This is a genomic window from Aestuariimicrobium sp. Y1814, assembly GCF_050113895.1.
Classification (GTDB): Bacteria; Actinomycetota; Actinomycetes; order Propionibacteriales; family Propionibacteriaceae; genus Aestuariimicrobium.
Genome location: NZ_JBNJRW010000019.1, coordinates 1 through 12,643 on the forward strand (window position 1 = coordinate 1; position 12,643 = coordinate 12,643).

Below are 12,643 nucleotides of genomic sequence, written 5' to 3' on the forward strand. Positions count from 1 at the left end.
CCGGATGGTGTGGGTCGGAAGCCGGATTTGACTCTGGTGGGGGGCCCGGGTAGTGTTGCTGAGGTTGTCGCGAGGCAGCGGAAGTAGCTCCTGGCTAGGGGTTTCACTGGTTTTCAGTGGCTCGGGGTTGGGGGTGGCCGGTGGGCCGGTGGGTTTGACAGCCTGCGGGTGGATCGGTAGTGTTTTTCAGGTTGCCCCTTGCTGAGGCTCTCGGATTTGAGGGTTGAGGTGTGGGACGCGGTCGGATCTTGAGAACTCAACAGCGTGTCTAAAGTCAATGCATAGTTTTATTTTTGCATCCTGACTGTGCCATCTTTGTGGTGGTGGGGTTGGGGTGTGTTTTTTCCCGTGCCATGCCTTTTGGGTGTGGTTTGGGTTCCTTTGATTGATGGACAGTTGAAGACCAGCTTGGTTTTCTTTTGCTGGGCATCGAACTTGTTGACGTCGTGATGCTGGCTGCCTTTGGGTGGTTGGTGTTTGGCGATATTTTTCAACGGAGAGTTTGATCCTGGCTCAGGACGAACGCTGGCGGCGTGCTTAACACATGCAAGTCGAACGGTAAGGCCCTTCGGGGTACACGAGTGGCGAACGGGTGAGTAACACGTGAGTAATGTGCCCTTGACTCTGGGATAACAGTTGGAAACAGCTGCTAATACCGGATATGACCTGGTCCTGCATGGGGTTGGGTGGAAAGCTTTTGCGGTCTTGGATCAACTCGCGGCCTATCAGCTTGTTGGTGAGGTAGTGGCTCACCAAGGCTTCGACGGGTAGCCGGCCTGAGAGGGCGACCGGCCACACTGGGACTGAGATACGGCCCAGACTCCTACGGGAGGCAGCAGTGGGGAATATTGCACAATGGGCGCAAGCCTGATGCAGCAACGCCGCGTGCGGGATGACGGCCTTCGGGTTGTAAACCGCTTTCACCTATGACGAAGCTTTTTGTGACGGTAGTAGGAGAAGAAGCACCGGCCAACTACGTGCCAGCAGCCGCGGTGATACGTAGGGTGCGAGCGTTGTCCGGAATTATTGGGCGTAAAGAGCTTGTAGGCGGTTGATTGCGTCAGAAGTGAAAACTCAGGGCTTAACCCTGAGCCTGCTTCTGATACGGGTTGACTAGAGGGAAGTAGGGGAGAACGGAATTCCTGGTGGAGCGGTGGAATGCGCAGATATCAGGAGGAACACCGGTGGCGAAGGCGGTTCTCTGGACTTTTCCTGACGCTGAGAAGCGAAAGCGTGGGGAGCAAACAGGCTTAGATACCCTGGTAGTCCACGCCGTAAACGGTGGGTACTAGGTGTGGGGGACTTCCACGTTCTCCGTGCCGTAGCTAACGCATTAAGTACCCCGCCTGGGGAGTACGGCCGCAAGGCTAAAACTCAAAGGAATTGACGGGGCCCCGCACAAGCGGCGGAGCATGCGGATTAATTCGATGCAACGCGAAGAACCTTACCTGGGTTTGACATGTACCGGAAACATTCAGAGATGGGTGCCCCCTTTTGGGTCGGTATACAGGTGGTGCATGGCTGTCGTCAGCTCGTGTCGTGAGATGTTGGGTTAAGTCCCGCAACGAGCGCAACCCTCGTCCTATGTTGCCAGCGGGTAATGCCGGGGACTCATGGGAGACCGCCGGGGCCAACTCGGAGGAAGGTGGGGATGAGGTCAAGTCATCATGCCCCTTATGTCCAGGGCTTCACGCATGCTACAATGGCTGGTACAAAGGGCTGCGAACCTGTAAGGGTGAGCGAATCCCAAAAAGCCAGTCTCAGTTCGGATTGGGGTCTGCAACTCGACCCCATGAAGTCGGAGTCGCTAGTAATCGCAGATCAGCAACGCTGCGGTGAATACGTTCCCGGGGCTTGTACACACCGCCCGTCAAGTCATGAAAGTCGGTAACACCCGAAGCCGGTGGCCCAACCCTTGTGGAGGGAGCCGTCGAAGGTGGGACTGGTAATTAGGACTAAGTCGTAACAAGGTAGCCGTACCGGAAGGTGCGGCTGGATCACCTCCTTTCTAAGGAGTCTGTTTGGCCGGCACCACCTCTTGAGGGGTGTTTGGTCCAAGTGCTGGTTCCGGGGCGTGTGTTCCCGGCCGGCGCAGGCACTTTGTGGAGCATTGACCTGCGGATCTGTGGTGATGCTGTTCGTTCAGTACTGCCCAACTCGTTTCGTCTTCGGACGCTGGTGGGTTTGGGTGTGGAAGTCGACGGTGTCAGTTATGGGTCCTGGACACGTTGTTGGGTCCTGAGGGGCCGACCGTTCACACTTCTTGTGGGTGTGTGTGGTTGTGTTTCTTGGCGGACCATGGTCTGCACGTCCCTGGTTGTTGGGGGGTGTGGGGGTGGGCTCGGTTGTTGTTTGAGAACTTCACAGTGGACGCGAGCATCTTTGTAGATTTTTGTTTTTTGTTGGACAAGCTACTAAGTGCGATCGGTGGATGCCTAGGCACCAAGAGCCGATGAAGGACGTTGTAACCTGCGATAAGCCTTGGGGAGCTGGTAAACGAGCTGTGATCCGAGGATTTCCGAATGGGGAAACCTGGAATACCGGAGTCATGTCCGGCGACCTCTGCCTGAATATATAGGGCAGTTGGAGGGAACGTGGGGAAGTGAAACATCTCAGTACCCACAGGAAGAGAAAACAATAGTGATTCCGTGAGTAGTGGCGAGCGAAAGCGGAAGAGGCCAAACCGTGCGTGTGTGAGAGCTGGCAGGCGTTGCATGTGCGGGGTTGTGGGAGCATTCAGTCGGGACTGTCATCCTGGCAGGGAGTTAGAAATGATGGGTGAAGTTGAACGGTCTGGGAAGGCCGAGCGTAGAGGGTGAGACTCCCGTAAACGTAAGTTCGTCACTCCTGAGTGTTTTCCCAAGTAGCACGGAACCCCTGAAATTCCGTGTGAATCTGGCGGGACCATCCGCTAAGCCTAAATACTCCTTGGTGACCGATAGCGGACAAGTACCGTGAGGGAAAGGTGAAAAGTACCCCGGGAGGGGAGTGAAATAGTACCTGAAACCGATCGCATACAATCCGTCGGAGCCTTTCGGGGTGACGGCGTGCCTTTTGAAGAATGAGCCTGCGAGTTAGTGGTGTGTGGCGAGGTTAACCCGTGTGGGGGAGCCGTAGCGAAAGCGAGTCCGAACAGGGCGTTGAGTCGCATGCTCTAGACCCGAAGCGTAGTGATCTATCCATGGCCAGGGTGAAGCGAGGGTAAGACCTCGTGGAGGCCCGAACCCACTTGGGTTGAAAACCGAGGGGATGAGCTGTGGATAGGGGTGAAAGGCCAATCAAACTACGTGATAGCTGGTTCTCCCCGAAATGCATATAGGTGCAGCGTTGCGTGTTTCTTGCCGGAGGTAGAGCACTGGATGGTCTAGGGGGCCCACAAGCTTACCGAAATCAACCAAACTCCGAATGCCGGTAAGTGAGAGCGCAGCAGTGAGACTGCGGGCGATAAGGTTCGTAGTCGAGAGGGAAACAGCCCAGATCATCAGCTAAGGCCCCTAAGTGGTAACTAAGTGGAAAAGGATGTGGAGTCGCGGAGACAACCAGGAGGTTGGCTTGGAAGCAGCCATCCTTGAAAGAGTGCGTAATAGCTCACTGGTCAAGTGATTCTGCGCCGACAATTTAGCGGGGCTCAAGTTATCCGCCGAAGCTGTGGCATTCACGCGTGTACCTGACCCTTTTGGGTCCAGGTGTGTGGATGGGTAGGGGAGCGTCGTGTGTGCGGTGAAGCTGCGGGGTGACCTGGTGGTGGAGTGCACACGAGTGAGAATGCAGGCATGAGTAGCGAATGACGGGTGAGAAACCCGTCCGCCGAATATCCAAGGGTTCCAGGGTCAAGCTAATCTGCCCTGGGTAAGTCGGGACCTAAGGCGAGGCCGACAGGCGTAGTCGATGGACAACGGGTTGATATTCCCGTACCGGCGAAAACGAGCAAGTGTCGAATGAGTTGATGCTAAGGACGGAAGGCATTTGATCCCTTCGGGGTGATGGTGCTGACTCTCTGACCCAATGCTTTAGTAGGCAAGCTGCGGAGGGACGCAGGAAGGTAGCCCATCCCGGGCGATGGTTGTCCCGGGCTAAGTGTGTAGGGTGTGTGGTAGGTAAATCCGCCATGCGTGTGCCTGAGACATGAGGGGGAGCAGACTTTGGTCTGTGACTGGGTGATCCTATGCTGCCTAGAAAAGCTTCGTGAGTATTGTTTAGCCGCCCGTACCCCAAACCGACACAGGTGGATAGGTAGAGAATACCAAGGCGATCGAGATAATCATGGTGAAGGAACTCGGCAAAATGCCCCCGTAACTTCGGGATAAGGGGGACTGGATACGTGATGCCACTTGCTGGCTGATGCGTTGAAAGTCGCAGAGACCAGGCCCAAGCGACTGTTTACCAAAAACACAGGTCCGTGCCAAGTCGTAAGACGATGTATACGGACTGACTCCTGCCCGGTGCTGGAAGGTTAAGGGGAAGTGTCAGCGTGAGCGAAGCACTGAACTTAAGCCCCAGTAAACGGCGGTGGTAACTATAACCATCCTAAGGTAGCGAAATTCCTTGTCGGGTAAGTTCCGACCTGCACGAATGGAGTAACGACTTGGGCGCTGTCTCCACCATGAACTCGGCGAAATTGCATTACGAGTAAAGATGCTCGTTACGCGCAGCAGGACGGAAAGACCCCGGGACCTTTACTATAGTTTGGTATTGGTGATTGGGACGACTTGTGTAGGATAGGTGGGAGACTTTGAAGCGGGCACGCCAGTGTTCGTGGAGTCATCGTTGAAATACCACTCTGGTCGTTCTGGTTATCTAACCTAGGTCCATTATCTGGATCAGGGACAGTGCCTGATGGGTAGTTTGACTGGGGCGGTCGCCTCCCAAAAGGTAACGGAGGCGCCCAAAGGTTCCCTCAGCCTGGTTGGCAATCAGGTGTTGAGTGTAAGTGCACAAGGGAGCTTGACTGTGAGAGGGACACCTCGAGCAGGGACGAAAGTCGGGACTAGTGATCCGACGGTGGCACATGGAAGCGCCGTCGCTCAACGGATAAAAGGTACCCCGGGGATAACAGGCTGATCTTGCCCGAGCGCTCACAGCGACGGCATGGTTTGGCACCTCGATGTCGGCTCGTCGCATCCTGGGGCTGTAGTCGGTCCCAAGGGTTGGGCTGTTCGCCCATTAAAGCGGCACGCGAGCTGGGTTCAGAACGTCGTGAGACAGTTCGGTCCCTATCCGCTGCGCGCGTAGGAATCTTGAGAAGGGCTGTCCTTAGTACGAGAGGACCGGGACGGACCAACCTCTGGTGTGCCAGTTGTCCTGCCAAGGGCACGGCTGGTTGGCTACGTTGGGGAGTGATAACCGCTGAAAGCATCTAAGCGGGAAGCACGCTTCAAGATGAGGGTTCCCACAGATGAATCTGGTAAGGCCCCCGGCAGACCACCGGGTGATAGGTCGGATGTGGAAGTGCTGAGAGGCATGGAGCTGACCGATACTAATAGGCCGAGGGCTTGTCCCTCACACTCAATTTGTCTACAAAGATGCTACGCGTCCACTGTGTTGTTCTCGAGGAACAACCAAGCACCCGGTCCGGCCGGCCCTTGTGGGTCTGGCTGGCAGGGGTTCTGGTTGATATCTCCATAGTGTTACGGTGGCCATGGCGAAAGGGAAACACCCGGCTCCATTCCGAACCCGGAAGTTAAGCCTTTCAGCGCCGATGGTACTGCAGGAGGGATCCTGTGGGAGACTAGGACGCTGCCGGACTTCAACACACCCCCTGGTGAGTCCCCTGATCGGGACACACCAGGGGGTGTTTTCATACCCTGGGAAGGGCAGGCGCCCGGGGTCGGTGCGCTGGGCAACAACCCCGGGGCGGGCAGCTCACCAGCCGCCACCACCACCACCGCCGGCGCCACCGCCACCGCTGAAGCCCGAGCCACCACTGGAAGAGTTCGCGGCATTCGCAGAGGCCTGGATGGCACTCTCCATGCTGCTGGTCAGGCTGTTCATCGTCGAGGCGAAGCCGTAACCCATCGCATACCCGCGTCCACCGCCGTACCAGGAGGTGTCACCGTAGTAGCGACCATCAGCGGCGAGCTTCTCGAAGATCCTCGTCCACCGGTCGGCCACGCCGAAGGCAATGGCGTAGGGGAGGTAACGGGAGAACACATCAATGTCCTCCTCGAACTTGATCTGGTCGGCCTCTGCGGTGCTCAGGTACAGCTCGAAGCCCTTCGCCTCGGCGTAGACCGCCGAACCCTCGGGGGTCCTCGCCGGCATCGAGGAGCTGAAGATCATCAGCACCACGCCGGCCACCGCAATGCCGAGCGGCCACAGCCCCACGCCCAGGAATCCGAGCAGGAAGCTCAGGCCCAGCCCGGCCACCACCAGCGCGACACCACCCAGCGCCGCCAGGGTACGGGCGGTGTTGGGGTTCTCGCGGAACCACTTCAACGGCGGGTTCGACACCCGGGTGTACAGGTCGGTCTTGGCGGTCGACAACGCCTTGCCGCGCGACTCGTCCTTGAGGTCCTTGGTGGTCACCACCTGGGAACCCTTGAACAGCGTGTTCAACAGCTTGCTCTCGTAGGCCTCCATCTGGTCCCTGCCGTTCAGCCGGATGAACCGCTGGTTCTTCTTGTCGATCGGCTCGATGCGCATGTGGCCGCGCACCGCCAGGTCGATGAGAGTGGCGGTGACATCCTTCATGTCTGCCTTCTCGTCGATCAGGGTGCCGATCTCACCGGGGCGGGCCCCCTTCGGGGGGCGGAAGGCGACAGCCACCGGAGCGCTCTTGTCACGTGCCCCGACCGCGGCGCCCTGGCCCTTCAGCGGGGTCATCCCGGGGGCGACACCCCGCCAGGCCTGGTCTCGTCCCTTGCGGCGCACCAGCATTGCGGCGCCACCGATGCTGGCGGCCCCGATCACGCCGGCGCCGGCCAGGTTGGTCGCGTTCAGCGGGAACATGTTCCCGACGTGGTAGCGGGTGGTGGTGCGGAAGTCGGCGTTGGTGAAGGTCCCCGCCGGGTAGCCGGCAACCACCTGCAGGCCCTGCCCCTTGGCCAGGCGGGCCTGCGTCCACACCATCTGCGTGGCCGGGTCAGGGGCCGTGCAGGAGTTCTGGTAGCTGCGGCCCTCCCAGCAGGCCGTGCGGCGGGGCTCGGCGGGGCTGTTCACGGTGACCCGGACATCCTGCAGCGGCACCTGCCAGCCGGTGCCGATCGCGTTCCAGTTGAACTCGTCCATCAGCGACTCGGGGTGGTTCGGGTACAGGATGCCGTGCACGGTGTAGGTGATCTTGTAGTTCTGCACACCACGGTAGGTCGACCCCTCACGGCCCACGCGCAACACCAGGTTGCCGTTCTCGTGGGTGATCAGCTGGTCGGTGTTGGCGCCGGTGCCGCTGGTCACGCTCACGATGGTGGTGTCCAGCATGCGCCACTCGTCCGGGTCATTGGTGCGCATGCGTTCGGGCAGCACGATGAACGGCCCGTGCCCGGAGTCATTGGAGAAGTCGAAGTCGAGGTCGATCTCGACGGTGGTCATGCCCCCGTCCTGGGCCGGGGTGGCGGTCACGTGGTACTTGGTGATCCGCCAGGAGCTGGGCGTGTCATCGTCGGCACGCGCGGTCGTCGCCGCGGCCAGCGAGAAGCCGCATGCCAGCAGCAGGGCTGCGAGCCCCACCAGTAGTCGTTGGAGCGGTCTGGGAATTCGGCTCATGAACCGAGGGTAGTCCGCAGGCAGTTCGCCCACATCAGCCACAAGTCGGAAATCTTGGCCCCGATCGGTTCACGCCTCGACGCCGAGCACCCCCGCAACCTCCCGGCGCAGCTCGGCCAGGGCCTCGTCGGCCTCGGCCCGGGCAGCGGCCAGGTCCGACCGGGCTGCCTCGGCGGTGCCGCGCACCTCCAGGTAGGCCTTCAGCTTAGGTTCGGTCCCCGAGGGGCGGACGACCACGTGCAGCCGCTCACCGGTGATCTCGACGGCGTCGGTGGGGGGCAGGTGAGACCCCGGTGCCGGCGTGGACAGGTCGACGACGCTGACGGGGGCGCCGAGCAGCTGCGCGGGCGGGTTGGCCCGCAGCCTCGCCATGGCGGCACCAATCAGCGACAGGTCGCTCACCCGGACGGTCAGCGGCCGGGTGGCATGCACCCCGTAGGTGCGGGCGATCTCGTCCAAACGGTCGGCCACCGTCAGCCCCTCGGCCTTCAACGAGGCCACCAGCCGCAGGGCCGTGACCAGGGCGGTGATCCCGTCCTTGTCCGGCACGTGGCTCGGGTCGCAGCAGTACCCGATCGCCTCCTCATAGCCGTAGGCCAGGTTCGGCACCCGCCCGATCCACTTGAAGCCGGTCAGGGTGGTGGTGAAGGGTCGGCCAGCGGCCGCAGCCATTCCTCCGAGCAGGGTGGAGGAGACCACCGAGTTCGCGTAGGTGCCCTCGACACCGCGACGCAGCGCATCGTCACCCAGCAGCGCACCGAACTCGTCACCGGTGAGCATCCGCCACCGGCCGTCGACCACCGCGGCGAGAGCGCAACGGTCGGCGTCCGGGTCGTTGGCCACCACCACGTCGACGGCCAACTCTTCGGCCAGCGCGAGGGCCAGGTCGATGGCGCCGGGTTCCTCCGGGTTGGGGAAGGCCACGGTGGGGAAGCTCGGGTCGGGCTCGTGCTGCGCGGCCACACTCGAGCCGGCCGGGAAGCCGGCGGCAGCCACCGCCTGCTCGACGACCCGGGCACCGACCCCGTGCATCGCCGTGTAGACCCAGCTGACATCCCGAGGCGCCTCGGCCGGCACCAGCTCGCCGCAGCGGGCCGCGTAGCCGGCCACCAGCTCGTCACCGACCATCGAGTACGCCGAGGAGCGGGCGATCCGGTCCAGCGGGGCGGCGGCCACCTCGGCGATCTTGTCGGCGATCTCGCCGTCGTCGGGCGGGATGATCTGGGAGCCGTCACCCAGGTAGACCTTGTAGCCATTGTCCTGCGGCGGGTTGTGGGAGGCGGTCACCACCACCGCCGCCACACACCCGAAGTGGCCGATGCCGAAGGCCACCACCGGCGTCGGGGTCGGCTGGTCGGTGAGCATCGCCTCGAACCCGGCGGCCTGCATGATCTCGGCCGTGTCGCGGGCGAAGACGTCGGAGTTGTAGCGGGCGTCATAGCCGATCAGCACCTTGCCGCCGCGATGCCCCTTGTCGAGCAGCCATTGCGCGAAGCCGGCGGCCGCCCGGCTGACCACGACGCGGTTCATCCTGGCCGGCCCCGGGCCCAGCGCGGCCCGCAGGCCGGCGGTGCCGAAAGTCAGCGGCCCCGAGAAGGAATCGGTCAGCACCTCGGTCGCGTCGGCGTCCCCACCCCGGGAACGCTCGAGCAGGTCGGCCAGCGCCGCGGCGGTGGCCGGGTCGGGGTCCGCGGCCTGCCAGGCCTCGGCCTGCTGGTACAGGGCCTCCAGCCCACCGGCACTCACAGCGCACCCACCAGGTCGCGCAGCAGCACCGCGAGCCGGGACGAGGCCGCTTCACCGGCAGCCAGGACCTCGGCATGGTCCAGGGCGGCGTCGGTGATGCCGGCCGCCGCATTGGTCACCAGCGAGATGCCCAGGATCTCCATGCCCGCCTCACGGGCGGCGATCGCCTCCAGGGCCGTCGACATGCCGACCAGGTCACCACCCAGCACCCGCGCCATCCGGACCTCGGCGGGGGTCTCGTACTGCGGGCCGGGGAACTGCACGTAGACGCCCTCGTCCAGTGAGGGGTCGATGCCGCGGGCCAGTTCCCGCAGTCGCGGCGTCCAGGTGGTCGTCATGTCGATGAAGGTGGCCCCGGTCAGCGGGGTGGCGCCGGTCAGGTTGATGTGGTCGGCGATCAGTACCGGGGTCCCCGGCGGCCAGGCGGGGTTCAGGCCACCCGCCCCGTTGGTCAGCAGCAGCGTGCCGACCCCGAGCGCTGCCGCGGTCCGCACGCCGTGCACCACCGCGGCCACCCCGCGTCCCTCGTAGTAGTGGGTGCGGCCGGTGAAGACCAGCGCGGTGCGGCCGGCGGCAGTGCGCACGACCAGCAGTCGTCCGCCGTGCCCGGCGACAGCCGGGGCGCTGAAACCGGGCAGTTCGGCCAGGTCGAGGTCGGCCAGCGGCTCCCCGAGCTGGTCGGTGCCGGACTTCCAGCCGGAACCGAGCACCAGGGCGATGTCGGCGCCGGTGATGCCGGTGCTGCTGGCAATGTGGTCGGCTGCCTCACGGGCAAGCGCGAAAGGGTCGTTGACGGCTCCAGTGGCGTTCACCGTCCCACTGTAGAGCAGCCGACCCGCGCGCGGTGGGCGTCAGGGCCGCCGCGTGGGGGCATGTCTGACAGAATGAGGCACGTGACCAGTGTTGTGATCCTAGGTGGTGGGCCGGGCGGCTACGAGGCTGCCCTCGTCGGGGCGCAGCTGGGGGGTGAGGTGACCCTCATCGAGCGCGATGGGCTGGGCGGGGCGGCGGTGCTGACCGACTGCGTGCCCTCCAAGACCCTGATCGCCACCGCCGAGGTGATGAGCAGCATCCACCGGGCGGCCGAACTCGGCTTGCGGATCTGGGAGACCGGTCCCGATGCCTCGGTGGCCTCCAGCGTGACGGTCGACCTGGCCATGGTCAACCAGCGCGTGATGGACCTGGCCCGCGCCCAGAGCACCGACATCACCGCGAAGCTGCGCAGCCAGGACATCCGCATCATCGACGGCGTCGGCCGCCTGGCGGGGCCCGAGACGGTGGTGGCGACCCACGCCGACGGCACCGAAGAGACCATCGCGGCCGACATCATCCTGGTCGCCACCGGCACCACCCCCCGGGAACTGCCCACGGCCGCCTGCGACGGTGAGCGGATCCTGAACTGGAAGCAGGTCTACAACCTCACCGAACTGCCCGAACGGCTGATCGTGGTCGGCTCCGGCGTGACCGGCGCAGAGTTCGCCAGCGCCTACGACGAACTGGGTGTCGACGTCGTGCTGGTCTCCTCGCGCGACAAGGTGCTGCCCGGCCAGGACAGCGATGCCGCCGAGGTGCTGCAGGAAGTCTTCGAACGTCGCGGCATGCAGATCATGTCGCGTTCCCGCGCGGTGTCCGCGGTGCGCGAGGCGGACGAGGTCGTGGTCGCCCTCGAGGACGGCCGCGAGGTACGCGGCTCGCACGTGCTGATGGCCGTGGGGGCGCTGCCCAACACCGAGGGACTGGGCCTGGAGGAGGCCGGGGTCGAACTGGGCCCCGGTGGGCACATCGTCACCGACGGTGTTTCCCGGACGACCGCGCGGGGCGTCTACGCCGCCGGCGACTGCACCGGGGTCTTCGCGCTGGCCTCGGTGGCCGCCATGCAGGGCCGCATCGCGATGTGGCACGCGCTGGGTGACCGCGTCGCCCCGCTGGACATGCAGAAGGTCAGTTCGAACGTCTTCACCTCACCCGAGATCGCCACCGTGGGCATGACCCAGCAGCAGGCCGCCAGCAGCGAACTGCGCATCGCCACGGTGATGCTGCCGCTCAACTCGAACGCCCGCGCCAAGATGCAGGGCCTGCGCGACGGTTTCGTCAAGCTGTTCTGCCTGCCGGTGACCGGCATCATCCTGGGTGGGGTGGTCGTGGCGCCGCACGCCTCGGAGCTGATCCACGCGATCGCGGTGGCGGTCTCGGAGCGGCTGACCGTCGACCAGTTCAGCACGGACTTCACCGTCTACCCCTCGCTGTCGGGGTCGGTCGCCGAGGCAGCCCGCCAGCTGCATTCTCGGGGGGTCACCCCCGAGCTGACCGTCTGAGCGTCGGCTGACCGGTCCGGCGCCGTCAGCCGGTGTGCCGCCCCGAACGGCGCGGCCGGTCCTCCGGGGCGTCCTGCGGGGTCGGGTGGGCTTCGTCGGCCAGGCTCGGCAGGGAACCGGCCAGGCGCCTGCTGGCCGAGGTGTTCAGCCAGCCCTCGTACCAGCCGCGTGCCCACGGTCGGACGACCTCGCCGGCCTCCCACCAGGCGACCCGTCGTCCCTGCAGTGACACGGTGCGCGAGTAGGGGTTGGCGCCCGAGCGCAGCCGTTCGGCATCGGCGGCGCAACTGGGCACCCGTGCGGCGATGGCATCGGCCGTCGTCCACGCCACCACGGTGGCGCTGGGCCCGTGATTGGGGTTGAAGAAGCAGGGCGGCTTGCTGGCCGGACGAGGGTCATCGCTCAACCTGGCCACCAACTCAGCCAGCGCCTGGCGTGCCCGGGCCAGGTGCAGGGTGGTCTGGCGCACCTGCTCGGGGGTGTCAGCGGCCTCCACCGGCAACGTGGCCGCACCCTCGGCCAGGGCCTCGAGCTCGGGCTGCAGCTCCTCGCTGAGGGGGTCCCCGAGGTCGGCCAGCTCACGCAACTGGTGGGACTGCGCGGCCAGGTCGGCCCGGAACAGCGCCAGGTCAGCCTCGGCCAGCGATCGCGAAATCGCCCAGTGGTCGACGCTGTCCTCGGACTGCCTCAGAACCTGGGTCTCGTGGCGTCGATAGACCGCGAGAACGGCCACCAGGGCTGCCATTCCCACCAATAGGACACCGATGACGAGCGCAAGCACATCTGCCAGTCTCCCCACCCATGAGTGCAGAACTCAACCCCGGGCCGACACTCTCACACCAATTTCAGGCTGGCCCGGGGTTGAGGACAGATTCTGTGAA

5 protein-coding genes and 3 rRNA genes are annotated in these 12,643 nt (G+C 63.8%); 4 read left to right on the top strand and 4 right to left on the bottom strand.

Going from position 1 to position 12,643, the window contains the following annotated elements:
• The first annotated feature begins 490 nt into the window (after positions 1-490).
• The 3 genes from ACQE3C_RS14645 (at position 491) to rrf (ending at position 5,745) form a co-directional block, all read left to right on the top strand.
• Positions 491-2,008: ribosomal RNA gene (locus ACQE3C_RS14645) — 16S ribosomal RNA — on the top strand.
• 396 nt (positions 2,009-2,404) lie between these two features.
• Positions 2,405-5,500 (top strand): 23S ribosomal RNA (locus tag ACQE3C_RS14650).
• A 128-nt stretch (positions 5,501-5,628) separates the two neighbouring features.
• A 5S ribosomal RNA gene (gene rrf / locus ACQE3C_RS14655) occupies positions 5,629-5,745 on the top strand.
• The 16S, 23S and 5S rRNA genes sit together here, the layout of an rRNA operon.
• 117 nt (positions 5,746-5,862) lie before the next feature.
• Here the strand turns inward: rrf and ACQE3C_RS14660 are convergent.
• The 3 genes from ACQE3C_RS14660 to ACQE3C_RS14670 form a co-directional block, all read right to left on the bottom strand.
• Positions 5,863-7,701, bottom strand: a complete 1,839-nt coding sequence (locus tag ACQE3C_RS14660) for a DUF2207 domain-containing protein (protein WP_434539875.1) — start codon at positions 7,699-7,701, stop codon at positions 5,863-5,865.
• A gap of 69 nt (positions 7,702-7,770) precedes the next feature.
• Positions 7,771-9,447: a phospho-sugar mutase gene (locus tag ACQE3C_RS14665; protein ID WP_434539876.1), complete on the bottom strand. Its 1,677-nt coding sequence runs from the start codon at positions 9,445-9,447 to the stop codon at positions 7,771-7,773.
• Positions 9,444-10,259 carry a purine-nucleoside phosphorylase gene (locus ACQE3C_RS14670; protein WP_434539877.1) on the bottom strand — a complete coding sequence of 272 codons (816 nt, stop codon included), beginning with the start codon at positions 10,257-10,259 and terminating at the stop codon, positions 9,444-9,446. Before ACQE3C_RS14670 ends, ACQE3C_RS14665 begins: the two co-directional genes overlap by 4 nt.
• Before the next feature lie 81 nt (positions 10,260-10,340).
• Between ACQE3C_RS14670 and ACQE3C_RS14675 the strand changes: the two genes are divergently transcribed.
• The gene (locus ACQE3C_RS14675) at positions 10,341-11,762 is read left to right on the top strand and encodes an NAD(P)H-quinone dehydrogenase (protein ID WP_434539878.1); all 1,422 of its coding nucleotides are present in this window, start codon (positions 10,341-10,343) and stop codon (positions 11,760-11,762) included.
• 25 nt (positions 11,763-11,787) lie between these two features.
• On the opposite strand, the gene ACQE3C_RS14680 is transcribed toward ACQE3C_RS14675, so the two are convergent.
• Positions 11,788-12,507, bottom strand: coding sequence for a hypothetical protein (locus ACQE3C_RS14680; RefSeq protein WP_434539879.1), 720 nt, complete (start codon positions 12,505-12,507; stop codon positions 11,788-11,790).
• Positions 12,508-12,643 lie beyond the last annotated feature (136 nt).